Below are 23,520 nucleotides of genomic sequence, written 5' to 3' on the forward strand. Positions count from 1 at the left end.
ACAAAACTTTTTATAAAGTGCGCAGGTTCGTGCATCAACATGCTGTTGAAATACGTCCAATTCTAACACTGATTGGCTTACTCGTTTTCCTGCTGTTTTTCTAAGCTTAAAAACTTGAACATCGAGTGTGTATAAACCAGCTTTTTTAGAACTAAAAACAAGTGGAATTTTTTTGTGATCAATATTAATGTAGAATGTTTAATCATTGATCTATAATCCTGTTTTATTTGTATAAATCTATGTTGAGCTATAATTTATGTCTGCGGTAATGGAAGAAAAAACATTTCGAGGTTTACGCGAAATTGCAGTCCTGGGCTTTTTTGGGATTGCTTTGTTTTTTTTAATTTCCTTGATTACTTTTAGTAAAGAGGATGCTGGTTGGACCCATAGTGGTTCAGTGCAGACAGTCACTAACGCCTGCGGTGTTTTTGGTGCATGGGTCGCTGATTTTACACTCAGCTTTGTTGGTTTGATTGCGTATTTGTTTCCGGTTATTCTCTCTTGGCATGGCTATATGTTATATGGTCAGAGCAGACAAGGACAGCAAAAAATGACGATAGCCTTGCAGTGGCTAGGCTCTATAGCAATCATTGTTTCTGGTGCGGCATTATTATATTTATATGTATTAAGAGTAGGTGTCGAGCTGCCAGGTAGTACCGGGGGTATTTTAGGTCAGGAAATTGGCGATGCGGTATTGATCTTATTTGGCAATTCAGGCGCTACCTTATTTTTAATTGTTTTATTATTGTCCGGAATTACCCTGACTACCGAGTTATCCTGGCTAGCCTTTATTGATCTTATCGGTAAATATACGGTATCTTTATGCAATGCTGTTGGCTGCACTGTGACTAATTTATGGCGGGCTCCCCCTGACCATTCTGTTGAGTCGATTCATAATGATCCTGTACAGCCGGAGACATTAAGAAAGGCGATTGTTAAAGCCATATCCATTCCTAAAGTTTTACCTCCTGTTATCGAAAAAAAGGTAGTGCAGTTTGAAAAAAACAGCAGTCAACTACAAACGCAACCACAACAGAAAACAGCCCCCAAATATAATGCCGGGGAAGATGTATTGCCTTCTTTAGATTTACTGGATGAAAGAGACACCCGAGTTGTCGGTTATTCGCAAACAGATTTGGAGGAAATGTCACGATTGGTAGAAGATATTCTTGCCGATTTTAATGTTGCCGTGGCAGTTGTGGGTTTTCATCCCGGCCCTGTTATTACCCGTTTTGAGTTGCAGCCAGCCGCCGGTGTAAAAGTCAGTCGTATCAGCAGTTTATCCAAAGACCTGGCCAGGGCTTTGTCAGTGACCAGCGTACGTATTGTTGAAATTATCCCCGGTAAATCAGTGGTCGGCCTTGAAATTCCCAATAGGGAGCGGGAAATGGTGACGCTACGCGAATTACTGGCAGCGCCTGTTTTTGAAAAGGCTAAATCCATGTTGACCTTGGCAATGGGTAAGGATATTGCCGGAGCACCTTTGGTAGCCGATTTGGGTAAAATGCCTCATGCCCTGGTTGCCGGTACTACCGGATCAGGAAAATCGGTTGCCATCAATACTATGATCCTTAGCTTGCTTTATAAAGCTACGCCCGAAGAAGTGCGATTGATTATGATCGATCCTAAAATGCTGGAGTTATCTGTTTATGAAGGCATACCGCATTTATTGACGCCAGTAGTAACTGATATGAAAGAAGCCAGTAACGCCCTGCGTTGGGCGGTTGCTGAAATGGAAAGGCGTTATAAATTAATGTCCAAAATGGGCGTTAGAAATCTGGCGGGATTTAATCATTTGATTGATGAGGCAGATGCAAGAGGGGAGAGCATTAGAGACCCCATGTTTCAACTGCTAAATCCGCTGGAAGACGGTGAATATTTTCCGGTCTTAAATAAATTGCCCAGTATTGTCATCGTAATTGACGAATTAGCCGATATGATGATGATCGTCGGTAAAAAAGTTGAAGAGTTGATTGCCCGTTTGGCGCAAAAAGCCAGAGCAGCCGGGATTCATTTGATTTTGGCAACACAGCGTCCATCGGTTGATGTGTTAACCGGACTGATTAAAGCCAACGTACCTACCCGTATATCTTTTCAGGTTTCATCGCGCATTGATTCACGGACTATTCTTGATCAAGGCGGCGCTGAAACGTTGTTAGGTAATGGTGATATGTTATTTTTGCCATCAGGCACCAGTATTCCTATCCGTGCTCATGGGGCATTTGTCGATGACCATGAAGTACATCGGGTTGTTGAATTTTTAAAACAAACCGCGCCACCTGATTATTTGGAAGATATTACCCGTGAATCTACAGATTCCAGTGAGGGTTATAGTATGAACGGTGACAGTAGTAATAATTCAGAGTCTGATGCTTTATATGATGAAGCCGTCATGTTTGTTACTGAATCCCGCAAGGCATCAATATCCAGTGTCCAGCGCCGTTTTAAGGTCGGTTATAATCGTGCCGCCACCATGATAGAAGACATGGAAGCCGCCGGCATTGTCAGTTCCGCAGAATCTAATGGCTCAAGAGTTGTACTGGCACCGCCACCTGTTAAAGATTAATAGCTATACTTATACGAAGCGCAATTATTGTCCGTTTTTAAAAAGTTATTTCCTGATTGGGTTACGTTATTACCAACTTCACTGCTAAAGCGTGACGGGGTTTGTAACCCCGTCACTCACGTTTTGAAAGTTATTGAAGTTTTCAATTGGTTGATTGATGGGCATCCTGTCGTCAGCCCATCCTATGGATAATTTAATTACTCGATGCCGGTCAGGGTTTGTAACCCTGATCGAAACGTTTGAAGATATTCGGTTGCCTGTTTTAAAATCTGTCATAAAAGCTAAATTAAATTACTTTATAATTGTGCGGTTATCTTCATCTATTCAACTTTGGGAAAAAACATGACTGAAAAATATATCTATTCATTCCAAAAAGGCGACGGAAAAAATAAAGTATTGCTGGGCGGTAAAGGTGCTAATCTTTGTGAAATGACCCAGATAGGGCTTAATGTTCCGCCAGGATTTGTCATTACTACCAAAGCTTGTCTGGATTATCTTGAAAACCATCAATTACCCCAAGGTTTGTTGGCAGAAGTTAAAGCCCATATCGGCGAAGTTGAGGTACTTTCAGGAAAACGGTTTGGTGATAGTCATAACCCGTTATTAGTATCGGTACGCTCCGGTTCTGCTATTTCAATGCCGGGCATGATGGACACTATTTTAAATCTGGGTCTCAATGCCAAGACACTGATTGGCTTGATTGAGCAGACTGGCGATGCACGTTTTGCCTATGATGCTTATCGCCGATTTATCCAGTTATTTGGCAAGGTTGCCTTGGGTATTGATGATGAAAAATTTGACCTGCATTTTTCTGCAATCAAAAAGCAAGCGGGTATTAAAGCTGACGTAGGTTTGGATGCCGAACATTTACGTCAAATCAGTGAATTATTTTTACAGGTAGTGCAGGAAGAAACCGGTAAGCCTTTCCCTGAAGATGTTTATGAGCAACTGGAATTGTCTATTAAAGCGGTATTCAATTCCTGGACGGGCAAACGTGCAGTCGATTACCGACGCGAATTTCATATCACCCCTAAAATGGCTAACGGTACAGCGGTTAATGTCGTTGCCATGGTGTTTGGTAATATGGGCAATGATTGCGCAACCGGTGTCGGCTTTACCCGTAATCCGGGTACCGGCGTTAATGAAATGTATGGTGAATACCTGGTTAATGCCCAAGGCGAAGACGTTGTTGCCGGTATCCGTACGCCAAAGCCGGTGCATGAGCTGGCTCATGAAATGCCGGATCTTTACCAACAGTTGGTTGAATTACGCAACAAGCTTGAAGCACATTACAAAGAAGTTCAGGATTACGAATACACCATTCAAGGTGGCATATTGTATTGCCTGCAAACGCGTAACGGCAAAATGAATGCAGCGGCAATGGTACGTACTTCTGTGGAGATGGTTGCCGAAGGTCTGATTAGTAAGGAACAGGCTTTATTGCGTATCAATCCCGAATTACTGGAACAGTTGCTGCATCCACAACTCGATCCGGAAAATAAAGCCAAGCCGGTGGCTCAAGGCTTGCCTGCGTCGCCGGGTGCCGCTTTCGGAAAATGTGTGTTTGATGCCGATACCGCCGAATTAATGGGTCGTGCAGGAGAGCTCGTTATTTTACTCAGAGAAGAAACCAAACCGGAAGACATTCATGGTTTTTTTGCCGCGCAAGGTATTTTAACCAGTCGTGGCGGTAAAACCTCACATGCTGCGGTGGTTGCCAGAGGTATGGGTAAAGCCTGTATTGCCGGCGCTGAAGACATAAAAATAGATGTGCGTGCCCGCCAGGCTGTTATTGGCGATTTGCATATCCGTGAAGGCGACATTATCACTATTGATGGCAGTACCGGACTTATTTATTTAGGTAAAATTGCAACCATTGAATCGGCATTCTCAGAAGAATTAAAAACCTTGTTATCATGGGCTGATCAATTTGCCGAGCTGGAGGTTCATGCCAATGTTGATACGCCGGAACGCGCACGTATGGCACTTAGCTATGGTGCAACCGGTATTGGTCTGTGCCGTACCGAGCGTATGTTTAATGCCTCAGACCGTCTGCCGTTAGTGATTGATATGATTTTGGCTGACAGCAAAGAAGTCAGGCAGGAAGCGCTGGAAAAATTATTTCCCATTCAACGCGATGACTTTAAACAAATCTTTGAGGCCATGTCACCTTATCCGGTAACAGTGCGCTTGCTTGATCCACCGATGCATGAATTCTTGCCAAGTGAGCATCAGCTGGAAGATGAAATTAAATCCTTAAATCTTTATAAAGTGATGATTCAGGGGCAGCAGGTTGCTTTGGACACTTTGGGTGCGCATATTGCCTTACCGGTACCGTTTAATCAACTAAACGAGGAAGTCGTTAATAAAGCGATTGCCAAAAAAGAGTTGATGCTCAAGAAAGTTAAAGAATTGTACGAAGTAAATCCCATGCTGGGCCATCGGGGTGTGCGTCTGGGCATGTCGTATCCGGAAATTTATCAGATGCAAATCCGCTCAATTCTGGAAGCGGCGGCGCTCTGTACCAAGCAAGGAACCGTTATTTTTCCTGAAATTATGGTGCCTCAGGTTATTACCGTACAGGAATTAATTAAAGTAAAAGTCTACGTTGACCAAATTCAGCAAGAAGTCGAAAGTCAGTACGGCATTGTTTTAAAGTTTAAATTTGGAACCATGGTGGAAACAGTCAGAGCCTGTACCCGTGCCGGAGAATTGGCTCAAGTGGCCGAGTTTTTCTCGTTCGGCACCAATGACTTAACCCAGGCAACCTTCTCGTTTTCACGTGAAGATGCAGAAAACAAATTTTTACCGCTTTATAATGAAACCGGATTACTTGAAGACAATCCATTTGAAGTACTTGATGCCAAAGGCGTCGGCCAGTTAATGAAAATGACTGCTGATTCCGGACGCAAAACCCGTCCCGGTATGGCAATAGGTATCTGCGGCGAACAAGGCGGACATCCACAATCAATACGTTTTTGTCATCATATCAAACTGGATTATGTTTCCTGTTCAGCGCCACGCATCCCCATCGCCAGACTGGCTGCCGCCCATGCGAAATTGCTGGAGGATGATTACACTATTGGTTAATGTATATAAATTAACCAATATTACTTTCTGTAGGGCGTGCCGTGCGTGATATATGCCGGTCTGGGTTTGCAACCCTGACCGAAACGTTTGAAGGCGTCAATAGCTTACAAAACGTAAGTAACGGGGTTATAAGCCCCGTCACGCTTCAGTTCACAGATAACTTTCCGGGAGCGCCGAGCCCCAGCTCGGCACGGGATAGTCAAACCGATTACTGACTATTGATAACTACGCCGAGCTGGGGCTCAGCGCTCCCGGAAGCTATATGCCGGTCTGGGTTTGCAACCCCGACCGAAACGTTTGAAGACGGCAATAGCTTGCAAAACGTAAGTGACGGGGTTACAAACCCCGTCACGCTTCAGTTCACAGATAACTTTCCGGGAGCGCCGAGCCCCAGCTCGGCACGGGATAGTCAAACCGATTACTGACTATTGATAACTACGCCGAGCTGGGGCTCAGCGCTCCCGGAATCAATAGGCCAGTTTTATTTATCTCAGAATCTATATTAAAAATCTGCAACGGTAACTACATGTAGTATGATCTACCAAATTAGTTGTATTGCTGAATAGTGTAAGTTTATTTTAATATGCTACACTTAACCCCTGTAATTTTATGGCAATCGACTATTTTTAACGACAGGATAAACATTTGCTGGTCTCGGATAACAGTTAATTTATTTATAGGGCAATATTAAAACTACCAGAATACAAATGCCAGGCGAACAGAACTTATCTGGATATCTATACAACCCCTGAATTAACTGAATCAAAAAAACTGTGAATACCCTATTAATTGACCCTGCCTCAGAGAAAAATATTAATCAGCCTAAACAAGGGCTTGTTGCTCGCATCAAAGGGCTTAATTGGCTGTTTCTTTTAACGGTTGTCATACCTACTTTTTTATCCATTGTTTATTTTGGCTTTATTGCCTCTGATGTTTACATTTCAGAATCCAGTTTTGTCGTGCGTAGCCCCGAGCGGCAAACAGCCTCCCCTTTTAGCTCACTCCTCAAAGGCACCGGCTTTTCCAGTTCGCAAGACGATAGCTACACCGTTCAGGATTACATATTGTCACGCGATGCCCTTTCGTCACTTAATGACAAACTGAATATAGGCAAAGCTTTTGCCAGTAGCGATGTGGATATTTTCAGTCGCTTTGCCGGCCTGGACAGATGGGATAACAGTTTTGAAGCCCTGTTCAAATATTATAAAAAGAAAGTCGAGGTTGAGCTGGATCCTTTATCCTCCATTACTACCCTGACCGTAAGAAGCTTTACCGCAGAAGATTCTTTTAAAATTAATGAGCAACTGATAGAGATAAGCGAGGCACTGGTTAACCAGCTCAATGAAACCGGGCGGCAAGACATGATTCGCTTTGCCGCTGGTGAGGTGCACACTGCAGAAAAAAAAGCCAAAGCTGCCGCCCTGGTTTTATCCACTTACCGTAATCAGAAAGGCGTATTTGATCCAGAACAGCAAACCTCTATCGAGTTGGAACAAGTCGCCAAGTTGCAAGGTGAATTGATTGCCGCACAAGCACAGCTTGTGCAACTGCAAACCTTCGCCAAAAACAACCCTCAGATACCCTCAATGCAACTGCTTGTTAAAAACCTGCGCCAACAAATTGACGTGGAAACCAAACAAGTAGTGGGCGAGGGGCGCTCTTTGGCCAACAAGGCCGCCGAATACCAACGTCTTGCCCTGGAACGGGAGTTTGCTGACAAACAACTGGCTAGTACCTTGATTTCTTTGGAGCAGGCGCGAAATGAAGCGCAGCGTAAGCAGCTTTATTTGGAGCGTATCGTGCAGTCCAGCAAACCGGATAAGGCGATGGAACCCAGGCGGATTCGTGGCGTTCTATCCACCCTTATTCTGGGGTTTATCTCTTGGGGCGTACTGACGATGTTGCTGGCTGGTGTACGTGAGCATCAGGATTAAAAAGCCGGTGATAAATAATACAACCCCTCTTAGCCGGTCATTTGAGATACACTTTCGTGTGATCGGCGCACTACTCATGCGTGAAGTTATTACTCGTTATGGCCGCCATAATATCGGCTTTCTTTGGTTGTTCGTAGAGCCTATGATGTTTACTTTAGGGGTAACGGCCTTATGGACATTAGCGGGTGCAGCTCATGGCTCCAGTCTGCCCATTGCGGCTTTTGCGCTGACAGGCTACTCATCCGTTTTACTTTGGCGCAACATGCCGGGTCGGTGCAGCGGTGCCATTGAGCCCAACTTAAGTTTAATGTATCACCGCCATGTTAAAGTTATTGATATTTTTATTTCACGTATCCTGCTTGAAGTAGCAGGGACTACTGCATCGTTTATTATTTTGGGAATTATTTTTACGGCGGTTGGCTTGATAGAGCCGCCGGAAGACATTTTAAAAATCATGTTGGCTTGGTTTATGCTATCTTGGTTTGGTGCTGCCCTTGCGTTGTTGGTGGGTGGATTGAGTGAGCGCACCGAAATTATCGAAAAGCTCTGGCACCCAACCTCTTACCTTTTATTCCCGTTATCCGGCGCTGCATTTATGGTAAATTGGTTGCCCGTTACCGCGCAAAAATTCATCTTGTATTTACCCATGGTACATGGTGTTGAACTGCTACGCGAAGGCTACTTCGGTTCGTTAGTACACGCACATTACGATATGGCTTATATGGCCACAGCGAACCTGTGTCTAATGTTGCTGGGACTTTCGCAGGTGCGTGTGGTATCTCGAACAGTGACGCCGGAATGATCCAGCTTACCAATGTTGTTAAGCGCTATCCCATTCGGGGCGGTCAGGCTACCATACTGGATCACATTAACCTACAGATTGCCTCCGGCGAAAAAGTAGGTATCTTGGGCCGCAATGGTGCCGGAAAATCAACCTTGATTCGTCTTATTAGCGGTGCGGAGCGCCCTACCAGCGGCACGATTATCCGGGATATGAGTGTTTCCTGGCCCTTGGCCTTTGGTGGTGCCTTTCAGGGTAGCTTAACGGGACTTGATAACTTGCGTTTTATTTGCCGAATATATGGCACCAGCACCGAAGACAAAATCCCCTTTGTGCAAGAGTTTTCTGAGTTGGGCAAATATCTGAGTGAGCCGGTTAAAACCTATTCGTCAGGAATGCGTGCCCGCTTGGCCTTTGCCATCTCCATGGTCGTCGAATTTGATTGTTTCCTGATTGACGAAATCATCGCCGTAGGTGATGCCCGCTTCCATGAGAAATGCCAATATGAGTTGTTTGAAAAGCGTAAAGATCGGGCCATGATCGTGGTTTCGCATGATCCCGGCTTTATTCGCGAGCACTGCCAGCATGCCTCGGTATTGGTTAAAGGTAAATTAACGTCGTTTAATGATATGGATGAAGCCTTTGCTTATTACAATGCTCATTCTATGGAAATCGCTTGATTCAGTCGGTAACTCAGATACTAAAGCGTAACGGGGTTTGCAACCCCGTTATTCACGTTTTGAAAGGCATTGCAGTCTTTAAACGTTTCAGTCGGGGTTACAAACCCCGACCGGCACCGGAATTTTTAAAATAAAAGTTGTTCAAGTTATTTGATGCGTGTTTCTAAATTTTCAGACATTGCTACCGCATCTTTAATAACTATAAGTTTTCATATAAATAATTTCGATGCTAACAGATACCATCCCTTCAAGGGATGGTATCTGTTAGCACTTACAACGACATGAATGAAAATTTAATTTCTGAAAGACTATAGTACAACAAATAACCAAGGTAACTTTTACAACGTGAACAACGAAACCAGTCAAAAAATTAAAGTGCTACTTGAAATGCGCCCCGCACTGGATGGTTTTGCGGGAATTCCCCAAGAAGTTCGTTTGTTGTTTAGTGGCCTGCGCAAGATTGAATCACTGGATGTCGAAGGTATGATACAGACCCCACATAAAGTGTTGGCACGTGGAACCATGGATAATGACGGGTATTTTACAAAAAAACTCAGCCCCGCCAGAAAAATCAACCGTTACTCAAGAGTCATAGTCTCCTTGACTGACAAGCCCAAACGAAACATGGTTGATAGCTTATTGGATGATGTTAAAAAACAACTGGCCTCCATAAAGCTGTTTTTGATGACAGAACTTGGCTTGGGACGCGTCAAATTGACTCGCTTTGAATCCGGTTCATTTAAAGACTTTACCTGGCGGGCGCTGTTCGAAAAAACCTTACCCATCGCTGATTTTGATCTTGTGTCCTCGGCAGATCACCGAATATGTTCCATGCCATGGCATACAATGCATAAGGTTGGATTAAGCTCGTTGAGCATCACCAGTACTCCTAAATATCCCGTGCTGGACACCAAGGGGATTGATATCTTAATTGGTCAAACGCCTTATCCTGCACGCGTTGACCGTAATACCGTCTTGATTATCCGTTACCACGATGCCATTCCAGTGTTAATGCCGCATACCATTTCGGACAAAGTGCTTCATCAGTCGACGCATTTCTTTGCCTTAATGAGCAACGTCAAATCGGGCGCATGGTTTGCCTGCGTCTCCGAGGCTACAAGACAAGACTTGATTATGCTTTTTCCTGAAGCAGCTGATCATTCGGTGACTATTTACAATATGATATCGGCTCATTATTTTAACGAGCACTCAGCATTTGAGCGTATTCCAAAGATCATTAGGTCACGGCTTTATGAAAGTGATCTCTCAAAAAAAATTGATTTATTGCCCAAGTTTTCCGGGTTTGAACAAAAAGAACGCTTTTATCAGCAGGCGTTGGGTGATACAAATTTTAAATACCTCCTGATTGTTTCCACCATCGAACCCAGAAAAAATCATACACGTCTGCTTGCTGCATGGGAGGCGCTAAACTCAGATGTTGACCCAGATATCAAACTTATCGTAGTGGGAACACTAGGTTGGGATCACAGTTTCATTACCAATGCCTTTAGACAATGGATCGATCGCGGCCAACTCTTTATGCTTAATGCCGTTCCAGCCCCCGATCTTCGCGTACTCTACCGTAACGCAGCAGCAACCGTGTGCCCAAGTCTGGGCGAGGGCTTCGATTTTTCCGGTGTCGAATCCATGCGCTGCGGAGGCATTACCATCGCCTCTGATATTCCCGTTCATCGCGAGATTTACGAAGACGCTGCCGAATACTTCGATCCCTACACTACACTGAGCCTCGTTAAGACACTCAAAAAAGTGCTCTATGAACCGGATGCTCCGCAAGTTCAGGAACGTATGCGCCAGCGAGGGGCAGACGTCTCGTTACGCTATCTGCCGGAGAAAATTTTGCCCCAATGGGAGCGGTTTCTAAAAAACGTTACCGTAAATAAATAACTAACTTATTACCTACCAGTACAGTGACTAACAGCACGTTATGACTAATCTCATTTCTTACGCCCAAAACTTTGAAGATGTCATGCTCTGGCGCGCGCTCTCGCACGTTGATCAAGGTTTTTATATCGATATTGGCGCGAACGATCCGGTCATCGATTCTGTCAGTCTTGCGTTCCACGAGCATGGCTGGCGAGGTATTCATGTTGAACCAACGCCCCATTACGCTGAATTGTTAAGGCAGCAAAGACCGAATGATACGGTCATCCAGGCGGCCATCGGCAATGGCCCTGCGGTGTTACAGTTTTTTGAAATCCCGGAAACCGGGATTTCAACTGCCGATCCTGCCATTGCACAGCAGCACCGTGAGCGCGGCTTTGATGTGCATGAGATTACCGTTCCTTGTATCAAATTATCAGCCGTTTTTAAATCCTGTGCCGAGCCGGAAATACATTGGCTTAAAATTGATGTAGAGGGTTTTGAAAAGCAAGTGCTGTCCAGTTGGGGTAAATCTACGCCACGCCCATGGATTGTCGTTGTGGAGAGTACGCTCCCTCTGACCCAGATTGAAACACACAAAACCTGGGAATCAATATTAATCGGCAAAGGCTATTCCCCCGTTTATTTCGATGGACTGAATCGTTATTACCTTTCAGACAGGCATCCTGAGTTAAAAAATGCATTTCTTGCACCGCCTAATGTTTTTGATGACTTCACCTTAAACGGTACAGCCAACAGCTCTTTTCATCAGCTGATTGACCAACGTTATAAGCAAAAAATAAATGAAATTCTCGCACAAAATAAACAAGAAAAGCTATTTGCCGATAATGAGGTTGAGCGCCTTACCCTAAATCTTGACTCTCTGAATAAGTCGCGCACCGAACGTGAACAACTATTATCAGAACAAACGAGACTAGCCCGGCAGGAACTGGAAAATTTCCTGCGCGCTCTGGCGCAACGTGAACAAGAAGTTGCTACACAACTACTTGCCATTCAGCAGCAAGCCACTCAGGAAAAGTCCGAGCAAGCCCATCATCACAGAGAACAAGAACGGGCGAGGCAACAAGAGTTCACCGAGCGCGAACAAGCCCTCACCCGGCAACTGCAAACTGTACAATTAGAACTTCGACGTTTGGAGCACGAATGGTCGCATCGTGAGAAAGAACACGTAGAACAAACCAGCCAAGCCCAAAAGGAGCTGGAAAGTCTCCTGCGTACTATGGTGCAACGCGAACAAGACGTCGCGGCACAACTGCTTTCTATTCAGCAGCAAGCCACTCAGGAACAAGCAGAGCTGACACAAAATCACAACGTACAAGTGCTTGCATTGCAACACGAGCACACCGAGCGAGAACAAACCTTTACCCAACAACTACAAATCGCACAATTAGAGCTTAGACGTTTGGAACAGGAATGGTCGCAACGTGAAAAAATACACGCCGAACAAACCAGTCAAAGCCAAAAGGAACTGGAAAATATTCTTCGCACTCTGGTGCAACGCGAACAAGACGTCGCGGCACAACTGCTTGCTATTCAGCAGCAAGCCACTCAGGAACAAGCAGAGCTGGCACAATCTCACAATGTACAAATGCTTGCATTGCAAGACAAATATACCAAACGAGAACAAACCTTTACCCAACAACTGCAAGCTGCACAATTAGAGTTCCAGCGTTTGGAACAGGAATGGTCGCAACGTGAAAAAGAACACGTCGAACAAATCAGCCAAAGCCAAAAGGAACTGGAAAATATTCTTCGCACTCTGATGCAACGGGAACAAGACGTCGCGGCACAACTGCTTGCCATCCAACAGCAAGCCATTCAGGAACAAGCAGAGCTGGCACAAACTCACAACGTACAAGTGTTTACACTGCAACACGAGCACGCCGGGCGAGAACAAGTCCTCATTCAGCAACTGCAAACTGCACAATTAGAACTTCAACGTTTAGAGCGCGAATGGTCGCAACGTGAAAAAGAACACGTCGAACAAACCAGTCAAATCCAAAAGGAACTGGAAAATATGCAGCGCACTTTGGTGCAACGCGAACAAGACGTCGCGGCACAACTGTTTGCCATCCAGCAACAAGCGGCTCAGCAACTGCAAACAAAACAAGAAGAACTACGTAGCCTGGAGGTTCAACTCAAAAATGAGCTTGAAGCAGAGCAGTTAACCAGTCTGCGGCTAAATCAGTCGCTGATCCAGGTACAGCAAAGCCTTAAAACAACGCATGCGTCATTCAGCTGGCGCATGACAGCACCTCTCCGTAGCTTGGCTTCAGTTATGGTTCCGAAAAATAATACCGAATCTGCCATAAGCTGTGCGGAAGAATTACCGTCGATACTTATGCCGCAGATTTCAGAATCACAGCCTGTTAACCCTCCACATCCAACCATAGACGCAATTATGCCTATTCCTGTACAAGCCGCTGTAACTGATATTACATCACTGGATGAACTTTTGTCCCTTCATGACCAACAATTTGTTAACGGTGCATATAAAATAGTATTAGGGAGGGAACCTGATCCTGAAGGCTTAAGGTATTACTCAAGTCGCTTACGTAGCGGGTATGCAAAAATACAAATACTGGCACAATTAAGCTTATGCAAAGAAGCCAAAGCGCATGCTAAAACAAATAAAAAAGCGGGTTTAGCCAGTTTGTCAGGATTACGTAAGGCAATTAAAAATTACCGTAGAGGACAATACCTTTTAATAGGTGGTCTGTATCGATGGATTAATGGGGTAGAAAGTAATCACCCAGGCGAGCGTAAATTACGAGCGATTGAACAGCAGATTTTTTTACTTAGTGATGAGAGTAAGTACCGCTTTAATCAATTGGAAGCCACTCTTTCTGATTTACAACATTTAGTTGTGCAGCAAAATTCTGCCTTGCAGGATTTTCTGGTACAACAAGATAAATCCATTAATGCCGCACTAGGTAATATGTCTGTGGTTATTTCTGACAGACTAAGTATACCTCCTGTTCAGCTGCCGGAGACTACTCCTCCTCTTCCTAGCCAATCAGTTGAGCCGGAAGGGCTTAAGCAACTTTCACGGAACGCTAAAGACATTTATTTTCAACTTAAATCGGCATCGGCTAATAATGCTAGGAGAGCAGTGTAATGCGTATAGTTATTGATTTACAAGGAGCTCAGAGTGCGAGTCGTCACCGCGGAATTGGTCGTTATAGTTTGGCACTAGCGCAAGCTATGGTGCGTAATCGTGGTGAGCATGAAATTATTATTGCTCTGAATGGTCTTTTTCCAGATACCATTGAGCCTATTCGTGCTGAATTTGAGGGTATTTTGCCACAAGATAATATTAGGGTTTGGCACACGCTTGATGAATTATGCGGCGTACATCCACACAATATCCGGCGCAGAAAAGTATCAGAATTGATCCGAGAGTCTTTTCTAGCAAGCTTACAGCCTGATATCATATACATTACTAGCTTGTTTGAAGGATGGGGATGGGGAGGTGGTGATGCAATAACCACTGTTGGATTGCTAACGCAGACTATTCCAACTGTAGTAACTTTATACGACCTCATTCCATTCATTAATCGTACAACCTATTTGGGTAACCCAGTGGTTGAGTCATGGTATGAAAACAAGCTAGATCAGATTAGAAGAGCTGATTTATTGCTAGCGATCTCCGAGTCTTCACGTCAGGAGGGTATTGATTATCTTGGTTTTTCGCAGGATCAAGTTATCAACGTTGGTACAGCCGCCGATTCGCAATTTAAGCACATTGACATCAGTAGTGAAACTGAGTGTAGTGTAAGAAAGCGTTATGGTCTGCTTCATCCGTTTATCTTGTATACTGGTGGAATCGATTATCGCAAAAATATTGAAGGATTGATTCGTGCATATGCGCTGCTTCCCCTAGCCTTACGAAAAAAACATCAACTGGCTATTGTTTGCTCGGTTCAGCCTGCAAATCGTGACATACTTGCCGAGTTGGCTCAACAACAGGGCTTGTCTCCAGATGAGATGATTCTGACTGGATTTGTCCCTGAGGAGGATTTGATTGTTCTTTATAATTTGTGCAAAGCTTTTATATTCCCCTCATGGCATGAAGGTTTTGGTTTGCCTGCGCTGGAAGCGATGTCTTGCGGTGCACCCGTAATTGCCGCTAACACATCCAGCTTGCCAGAGGTTATTGGAAAAGATGAGGCGCTATTTAACCCATTCGATGATAAAGAAATAGCTGAAAAAATTGAACAAGTTCTCTCGGATGATGCCTATCGTGCAGAGTTGATACAGCATGGTTTTGCACAAGCTAAGAAATTTTCATGGGAAAAAAGTGCTAAGGTTGCCATCACAGCATTTGAAAAACTTTATGTTGATATAAGCAAATCAAGCCAGATATCTTTTTTATTTAAACCAAGACCCAAACTGGCTTACATCTCCCCGTTGCCCCCTGAACGTAGTGGTATCTCAGATTATAGTGCTGAACTATTACCTGTTTTGGCACGTCACTATGATATTGATGTAATTGTGGCACAGCAATATATTTCGGATCCATGGATTAATGAGAATTGTGCTGTGCGTACTGTAGAATGGTTTACTAATCATGCGGACAGATATGAACGTGTCCTCTATCATTTTGGTAATTCAGCATACCATCAACATATGTTCGAATTGTTGGGTAAGATACCTGGCATTGTGGTTCTTCATGATTTTTTCCTTGGCAATATTGTTACCTATATGGGAGGCCTGAATGAGGGTAAAACATATCCAGACTTTCTGCATAAGACCCTTTATCAGTCTCATGGCTATCAAGCTTTAGTTGAACGTTATCATGCTAAAAATTTTGATTGGCTATGGAAATATCCTTGCAATAAAGTTATTGTTGAAGATTCTATTGGAGTAATAGTCCATTCTAACAAGCCACGACAATTAGCTGAACAATGGTTAGGAAAAACTTGTGCTAATAATTGGTCTGTCATCCCGCTTCTTCGAACTCCTCAAGTAGCTATTAAGCGAGTTGAAGCACGTAGTTTATTAGGCTTGGATACCAATGATTTTATTGTATGTAGCTTTGGTATTATGGGTGAACCAAAACAAAATCATCGACTATTGCATGCATGGTTCGCTTCAACACTCAGCAAAGATAAAAGCTGCCATCTTGTTTTCGTTGGCGGAAACGATGAGGGACCCTATGGTGCATGGCTGATTGATATGATTCGTGATCATGGTTTAGAAGATCGCATATCTATCACTGGATGGACAGATATGGTTCAATTTCGTCATTATTTGTCAGCTGCGGATGTGGGCGTTCAACTGCGTTCTCTCTCTCGTGGTGAAACCTCTGCATCAGTACTAGACTGTATGAACTATGGACTACCTACCATTGTTAACGCGAATGGTTCCATGGCTGAATTACCAGATGATGCTGTATGGATGTTACCGGACAAGTTTGACGATGCTCACCTAGTAGAAGCACTTGAAACCCTTTGGAGTGATAATAATAAACGGTGTGCATTGGGTACGCGTGCGCGTGCACTAGTAATGACGCAGCACGCGCCTCGTATTTGTGCTGATCAATATGCTCAAGTTATTGAAAATTATTATAAGCATGCAAAAAGCAATAAAGACAGCTTAATCAAAGCCATAGCCAATGTTGAGGGAGAGGCTGATGAAAACGAATGGCTAGCAGTTGCAAAAGCAATTGCACTTAATCGTCATTCATCTACAGATAAACAGTTGCTATTAGACATCTCCGAGTTGGTACAACGAGATGCTAGAAGTGGTATTCAACGCGTTGTTCGTAGCGTTCTCTCAGCACTCCTCACTAATCCACCAAAAGGTTTCAGGGTTGAGCCTGTTTATGCTATAGATGGTGAAAAGGGTTATCGCTATGCACGGCAATTCACCTGTAGTTTTTTAAACTGTCCTGATTACATTCTTGCTGATGAGATAGTTGATGTTTTTAATGGAGATATTTTTTTGGGCTTAGATTTACAGCCGCATCTTGTGCCTCAACAAGTTGATTTTTATAATTATTTAAAGAGGGTAGGTGGGGAGGTATATTTTGTTGTTTATGATTTGTTACCTGTTTTGCTCCCTAAAGTCTTTATACAAGTCGCTTACTCTTTGTACACAGGTTGGTTGAATACAATATCACAAGCCGATGGGGTTTTATGTATTTCCCGCGCTGTAGCAGATGATATGGTAGGGTGGCTTAATATCTTTGCTCATCAAAAACGTGTTCGTCCGCTTAAGATAGGCTGGTTTCACCTAGGGGCTGATATGGTAGAGTCAGAACCCACAACAGGTTTACCAAATGATGTAGATTATGTATTGAAAACTCTCTCTAGTCGTCCCACTTTTTTGATGGTGGGCACTATTGAACCGCGTAAAAGACATATGCAAACACTATTAGCATTTAATCAGTTGTGGGCTCAAGGTGTGGATGTTAATTTGGTTATGGTGGGACATCGGGGCTGGATGGTCGAAGAACTAACTGATTTGATATATGATCATTGTGAGTACAATCAAAGGCTGTTTTGGCTGGAGGGAATCAGCGATGAATATCTTGAAAAAGTATACGATTTCTCTGCCTGTTTGATTGCTGCTTCTGAAGGTGAAGGTTTTGGCTTGCCGCTCATTGAAGCAGCACAGCACAAACTATCCATTATCGCCCGTGATATCCCTGTATTTCGTGAAGTTGCAGGGACACATGCTTTTTATTTTTCTGGACTTGGGGCAGAACCATTGGCAGATGCTGTTCGTGGTTGGTTAGCACTAGATGAGATTGGCCAAGCTCCGCAGTCAGAGACTATGCCATGGCTGACATGGAAACAAAGTACCCAGAACTTACTCGATGTAATCCTTGGCAACCAATGGTATCAGCACTGGGTACTACCAGATGATGTGTATCGTTTTCCCGGGGGAGATAGTCGCTTAGGGACTCAAATAGGTAAGCGAGATCGAATTCATATTATGTGTACGGGGCAAGCAGGCTATCTGATTTATGGTCCTTATATTTCTTTGGTAGCGGGAAAGTATCTCGTAAATATTCGTGGAACAGTTAAAGAAAGAGGCCTTGCTGGAGCACACATGGATGTGGCTACTGATAAGGGTAGTGTTATTCTTGGTCAATCTGTTTTAAATAATCCTGATGATTTTGGTAACTTTGTTAGTTTAGTAATTTATTTGGATAAACATTGTACTGATCTTGAGGTTAGAGTCTGGGTCAGTGAAAAATCTGATTTAAAAGTATCCATGATCGAGATTGCACCTTGGCATGACGATCTGGAAATTGGAAATACTGATTCGCAATTGGGAGAAGTTGTAAAGATTGATATGATAGTCAATAATCCCGAGACGGAAGCATTAATACCAATAGAAATCAATAAATCAGCCAAGATTACTAATGTTGGACAGCCCCCTGCACTTAAAAACCGTAAAAATAAAAAAACTCAACATAATAAAAGACGTTGATAAGAAAACATGAAAATAGTAACTAAGTCCCCTCATGGAAGGGTTATGTTTGGTCATCTTCCAAAAACTACTAATCAGGCAGCAATTCTCGTTACTGAAAATACTTTAAATCATAATGTTATGAATTAAATTTACAGGATTTTTTTGATGCGACAGAATCCTGTTTTTCACGGATGCCTTAAATCCTTACAAAACAGAGATGCTGATATTAGTATCAATTCGGTTATTAGATTACTTTGCAAGTATCGCAGTAGAATACACGCAAACTATTAAAACTTAAGCGCTATTTGCTTTATTTTATTTATCTTTCCATACTGATAACTACTGTAAGTCAGGGGGACAGTATTGAGTCATTATTAGTATATAACGTGTTTCCGAGACCCCATAATTCAGGCTGTTTTATGGTTGTATTTTATAAATAATTGGAAGAAAAATGATAACTAAAGAAGATGTAACTTGGGCATATCGCCTTTATTTGGATCGAGAACCGGAAAATGAAAATGCAGTTAATCACTACTTAAACAGCTATGTAACCAGAAATGAATTGATACAAGCATTCATGCTCAGTGAGGAATATAGCAACATCAACGCTAGCCTTCCTGCTGCATCTGGAATGGCTATACAATTGTTTGATTCATATTGTCCACAGTTGCAAAAAAATATAAAAATTGCACTTGATACTAATCGAGAGGATTTGTTTGGAGATTCATTCAAGAAAATCTTTAACATACCAAATGAATTAATATTCCTTCTTGATAATTCTCATGGAATAAATTCTTTTCTGGATGTTGGGGCAAATATCGGATGGTTCACGCTTTCAGCTGCGCTAATGGGAATACAAACAGTGGCAATTGAGGCAATGGCAGACAATTACATTCTTCTCACAAAAGCAATCAGCGCGAACTCGATAAGTAATGTGATGCCATTCCATATGGCTGCATCAGATGATTTTTCGCTTGTGGCTCTTCAGGGGCACGGGGCTTATGCACAGGTATTGAACGCTGGTAAAGGAGATACCCCAGGTATACCATTGGATGGCTTGCTAGGATTATTGGATAACATCCCAGATCTTATTAAAATTGACGTGGAGGGTCATGAAATTCCTGTGCTGACAGGATTGACTCAGACTCTTAATATGGCACGTCCAATGTTAATAGTTGAAGGGAATAGTTGGACCTCTCGTGACTTGGGTGGGTGTCAACAATTACTTAAAGTAATAGAGTCGTATAACTATGATCTCTTCGTTTTTAATCAGGATGGGACATGTCGACCAATCAATTCTGATTCATTTCAGGATGGTGTTGTCGTTGATTTTTTCGCATATCCGAGAGGAGTAACTCAGCATCGTTCGCGCCCTCAGGTCAGAGTGCCAAGTATCGTTGAGCGTCTTGATTATATTGAAGCCGGAGTAGATAGTGGGCATCCGCATGTTTGCTGGCACACTTTAACGATCATCGATCGTTTAGCTGACGAGGTAGGGAGAGTTTATAGCCCTCGCCTAGATACCATTAAACGAAAGCTTGAAAAATATTCGAACAAGTAGAGAATATTCCAAATTAGATAAATGAATCTGAAAAAGTCCGGATGGGCAACGCTTTTTTGCCCACCGATTTTGTCGACAAATGTCTCATGAGCCATCATTTTTTATGCTAAAAAAGCGTCAACTGCTTTTGAGCATCTATAAACCTCATTTATAGTGCTTTACCACATCGGTATCTGATTTCGAGGCAGGGTATGGGGGCAGCGGATTTCGATCAGAATATCAGCAAGCTGGGAATTTCCCGAATAGCTGTACATTATCCAGATAAATAATTTCCACGGATTACCCAAGAGCACTAATTTAAAAGCTATTTTAATAGATAATATTGGAAATTTAATCTTTTAAAACTATACTTAACGATTGATACTGCTTGGGTTTCAGGCAGCTCGTTAAGATTTAACAACGGTACAATGAGAACTATAGATAAGCCCTTTCCTGGTCGTATTATTTTTGATCATATTCCAAAAACTGCGGGCCAGGCGACTAATGCTTGGCTGATGGATAAATTGGGATCAGGTTGTGTTACGACTAACCTGAGCGGCAATCATCTCGATATGATCCGACAGTACGGAGGGCTGTATTCGGTCATTTGCGGACATGTCCATTTTAATGATGGGGAAAGGCTTGATTCGCTTTATCAGTACATGACGTGTTTGCGAGACCCAATAGATCGTGTTATTTCATGGCTATATTTTGTGATTAACAATTACGACAACTTGCAAATTCCTGAACTTAGAATGATGGTGAGATCTTTTTTGGATAGCGATGGGCAGGACTTTTCTGATGGATTGATCGTTCACATCTCTAATGCAAATGTAGAACATTTTTGCCGCATCAACGGTACTGGCTTGGAATTAGACGACGAGAAAGTTGCCAATGCTTTGGCGGCAATTAAACAATACGATGTCGTTGGTTTGTATGAGGATATGCCACAGTTTTTTGCCCATGTAGCTGCCTTAATTGGCTTGCCGCCACCACAAGAAATCGCCCGAGTTAATGTCACCAATCAACGCCCACAAGTGGAGCAGCTATCACCTGCTTTGCGGGAACGTATTGTAGAGTTGAATCAGCTGGATTTACGCTTGTATGCAGAAGTCGTGGCATGGAAGCAATCTTTAGAAAAAAACAAGTCAATCCAAACATTGCCGTTAACCGAATCAAAGTGGAAAAAATACGAACTGATTCGTGATCGGGTGCTTGTTACCCCCGATCTTGTGATTTTAACGGCCGAGCTGCGAGAAGGCTACGATATATGTCACGGTCAGTTGATGAGCTTTGATGTGGATTTTTTTCTGGCAAGAGAAGTAGAGGATCTGGAAATGGGTATTCATATCTTCGACAGTCAACGGCAATGGGTCTTTGGCATCAATAGTACTTTGTTGGGGCAATCGCATCTATCGATACCCAGTGGTAGCTATCGTGTCAGCCATCATTTGGTTGCCGATCTCCCCGCCGGAAAATACACGGCCGGCTTTGCCTTTGCCGAACGTTTGCCGGAAGGCGGTCAACGGGAGTTGGCCTGGCGTGATGTGATGTGTGAATTTCAGGTATATCACCAGGTCAGCAAGACCTTTGCGGGTACTTCTTATTTACCTGCGGAGATCAGTCTTTACCCTAGCCGGCTTGCGCAGGCAGAAAAAGTGGTTATTCACCCCGTTGGCTGCTTGGAGTGTGTGACGTCTGTACAGAGCATGACACCCGGTGAGCTGGTAGGTATTGACGTCACCATTGTTAATCGCAGTGAGCAGAATTGGGTGGGAGACAGTATACGTCCGGTTAATTTATCTTATCACTGGCTAAATGCTTCTGGTGAAACAGTGATTTACGATGGTCTACGTACCCCTTTGGCAACTGGCGGGGTTGCTCCCGGAAAGGCATTGGATACCAAAATGCAGGTAGTGGCACCAGACGAGGTCGGAACTTATAGTTTGGTTTTGACGCTAGTACAGGAGCTTGTCGGATGGTTTGAAGATAAAGGCTTTGAGGCGGCACGGCTGACAGTTGAAGTGATACCATCTTTATCTGATGGTAATTTATATGTATGAGTAACGAAAATGTAAGCTCCTACTCCGGTTGGAGATGGCTGGGGTGACGACTGCATGGATGCAGGAGGTAGAGCAATGCAGGAGCAATTGCCGGCGACTGCATGGATGCTAATCAAATTGGCTCTTAATATACAATTAGTCGTGATTACACGACAAAAGAAAATACTGCAAATATCAGCTCTCAAACGAAAAAACTACCCTTTCAGGTTTATCTAAATTCCACCGATACATTTAAATTCGATGAAATGTATCTACTCCCGTCCAAATAATAGGATATAGTAAATACCCTTACGAAGCGCCAAAAAGACAGAAATTGAGTTTTTTATAAATAAATAAATAAACTTGGTTTGCTGGTTGGTAAGCGTTTTGTACTGAATGTTTTCGATCCAACAAATTTAAAATCTCTTACCAAATTTAATAGCTACTTTTTAAAACCAACATAACAACTTATAAATGACTAAAATTGCACTTATTACCGGTATAACTGGACAGGACGGCGCTTATCTTGCCGAATTATTGCTCAAGAAGGGCTATGTGGTTCATGGTATAAAGCGACGTGCCTCGCTTTTTAATACAGATCGTATTGATCATCTCTATCAAGACCCACATGTAAATAATAAAAATTTTATTCTGCATTACGGTGACTTGACTGACTCTACCAATCTGGTCAGTATCATTCAGCGGGTACAGCCTGATGAGATTTATAATCTCGCCGCCATGAGTCATGTTGCTGTTAGTTTTGAGTCACCGGAATACACTGCCGATGCAGATGGCTTGGGTACGTTGCGTATTCTGGAAGCCATAAGAATCCTTGGTCTGGAAAAGAAAACCCGTTTTTATCAAGCTAGTACTTCAGAGCTTTACGGACTTGTTCAGGAAACTCCGCAAAAAGAAACCACGCCTTTCTACCCGCGCAGCCCCTATGCAGTGGCTAAGCTTTATGCCTACTGGATTACGGTTAACTACCGCGAAGCTTATGGTATGTACGCTTGTAATGGTATTTTGTTTAACCATGAATCTCCGTTACGGGGCGAAACTTTTGTTACTCGCAAGATTACCCGTGCTTTGGCAAGAATCAAGCTTAATCTGCAAGACTGTCTCTATCTGGGCAATCTGGACTCTTTACGTGACTGGGGACATGCCAAAGATTACGTCGAAATGCAGTGGCTTATGCTTCAACAAGAAGTACCGGAAGACTTTGTTATTGCCACAGGCGTTCAATATAGTGTTCGGGATTTTGTTAACGTAGCAGCCAAAGAACTTGACATTCAGATCACTTGGCAAGGTCAAGGTGCTGAGGAAACAGGTACAGACCAGAACGGTAAGGTAATCGTTGAGGTTGATCCACGTTACTTTAGGCCGACAGAAGTTGAAACGCTGCTTGGTGACCCAAGCAAGGCTAAAGAAAAACTTGGCTGGACACCACAAACCAGTTTTGAGGAACTCGTTTCTGAAATGGTGCGCGAAGATCTAAAAAGCGCTGAGCGCGATGAACTTATCAAAAAGCATGGCTATGCCACCTACAACTATCATGAATAA

General features: G+C 43.2%; 11 protein-coding genes. All 11 read left to right on the plus strand.

Going from position 1 to position 23,520, the window contains the following annotated elements:
- Positions 1-256 precede the first annotated feature (256 nt).
- Positions 257-2,566: a DNA translocase FtsK gene (locus N7974_RS15340; RefSeq protein ID WP_262966465.1), complete on the plus strand. Its 2,310-nt coding sequence runs from the start codon at positions 257-259 to the stop codon at positions 2,564-2,566.
- Between the two features lie 342 nt (positions 2,567-2,908).
- A complete protein-coding gene (gene ppdK, locus N7974_RS15345) occupies positions 2,909-5,656 on the plus strand; it encodes a pyruvate, phosphate dikinase (RefSeq protein ID WP_262966466.1) in 2,748 nt (915 codons plus the stop codon).
- A gap of 773 nt (positions 5,657-6,429) precedes the next feature.
- Complete coding sequence (locus N7974_RS15350; protein ID WP_262966467.1) at positions 6,430-7,590, plus strand: capsule biosynthesis protein; 1,161 nt, start codon at positions 6,430-6,432, stop codon at positions 7,588-7,590.
- Between the two features lie 7 nt (positions 7,591-7,597).
- Positions 7,598-8,392, plus strand: a complete 795-nt coding sequence (locus N7974_RS15355; RefSeq protein WP_262966468.1) for an ABC transporter permease — start codon at positions 7,598-7,600, stop codon at positions 8,390-8,392.
- A complete protein-coding gene (locus tag N7974_RS15360; RefSeq protein WP_262966469.1) occupies positions 8,389-9,051 on the plus strand; it encodes an ABC transporter ATP-binding protein in 663 nt (220 codons plus the stop codon). The genes N7974_RS15355 and N7974_RS15360 overlap by 4 nt, the downstream gene beginning before the upstream one ends.
- Positions 9,052-9,396: 345 nt before the next feature.
- Entirely contained in the window at positions 9,397-10,956 is a 1,560-nt protein-coding gene (locus N7974_RS15365) for a glycosyltransferase family 4 protein (RefSeq protein WP_262966470.1), read from the plus strand.
- A gap of 40 nt (positions 10,957-10,996) precedes the next feature.
- Complete coding sequence (locus N7974_RS15370) at positions 10,997-14,071, plus strand: FkbM family methyltransferase (protein ID WP_262966471.1); 3,075 nt, start codon at positions 10,997-10,999, stop codon at positions 14,069-14,071.
- Positions 14,071-18,396, plus strand: a complete 4,326-nt coding sequence (locus tag N7974_RS15375) for a glycosyltransferase (protein ID WP_262966472.1) — start codon at positions 14,071-14,073, stop codon at positions 18,394-18,396. The genes N7974_RS15370 and N7974_RS15375 overlap by 1 nt, the downstream gene beginning before the upstream one ends.
- A 433-nt stretch (positions 18,397-18,829) precedes the next feature.
- Positions 18,830-19,939 (plus strand): FkbM family methyltransferase, encoded by a 1,110-nt coding sequence (locus tag N7974_RS15380; protein WP_262966473.1) that lies wholly within the window; start codon positions 18,830-18,832, stop codon positions 19,937-19,939.
- 407 nt (positions 19,940-20,346) lie between these two features.
- Positions 20,347-21,981, plus strand: a complete 1,635-nt coding sequence (locus N7974_RS15385) for a Wzt carbohydrate-binding domain-containing protein (RefSeq protein ID WP_262966474.1) — start codon at positions 20,347-20,349, stop codon at positions 21,979-21,981.
- Positions 21,982-22,434: 453 nt separating this feature from the next.
- On the plus strand, positions 22,435-23,520 hold the full coding sequence (gene gmd, locus N7974_RS15390) for a GDP-mannose 4,6-dehydratase (RefSeq protein WP_262966475.1): 1,086 nt from the start codon (positions 22,435-22,437) through the stop codon (positions 23,518-23,520).

It is taken from the genome of Methylobacter psychrophilus (assembly GCF_025583945.1).
Taxonomy (GTDB): domain Bacteria; phylum Pseudomonadota; class Gammaproteobacteria; order Methylococcales; family Methylomonadaceae; genus Methylobacter_C; species Methylobacter_C psychrophilus.

Bases quoted from the DNA above. Each gene is read 5' to 3' on its own strand.
- ppdK (WP_262966466.1), top strand. From the start codon at position 2,909: ATGACTGAAAAATATATCTATTCATTCCAAAAAGGCGACGGAAAAAAT.
- N7974_RS15385 (WP_262966474.1), top strand. From the start codon at position 20,347: ATGAGAACTATAGATAAGCCCTTTCCTGGTCGTATTATTTTTGATCAT.
- N7974_RS15380 (WP_262966473.1), top strand. From the start codon at position 18,830: ATGATAACTAAAGAAGATGTAACTTGGGCATATCGCCTTTATTTGGAT.
- N7974_RS15340 (WP_262966465.1), top strand. From the start codon at position 257: ATGTCTGCGGTAATGGAAGAAAAAACATTTCGAGGTTTACGCGAAATT.
- N7974_RS15360 (WP_262966469.1), top strand. From the start codon at position 8,389: ATGATCCAGCTTACCAATGTTGTTAAGCGCTATCCCATTCGGGGCGGT.
- gmd (WP_262966475.1), top strand. From the start codon at position 22,435: ATGACTAAAATTGCACTTATTACCGGTATAACTGGACAGGACGGCGCT.
- N7974_RS15370 (WP_262966471.1), top strand. From the start codon at position 10,997: ATGACTAATCTCATTTCTTACGCCCAAAACTTTGAAGATGTCATGCTC.
- N7974_RS15375 (WP_262966472.1), top strand. From the start codon at position 14,071: ATGCGTATAGTTATTGATTTACAAGGAGCTCAGAGTGCGAGTCGTCAC.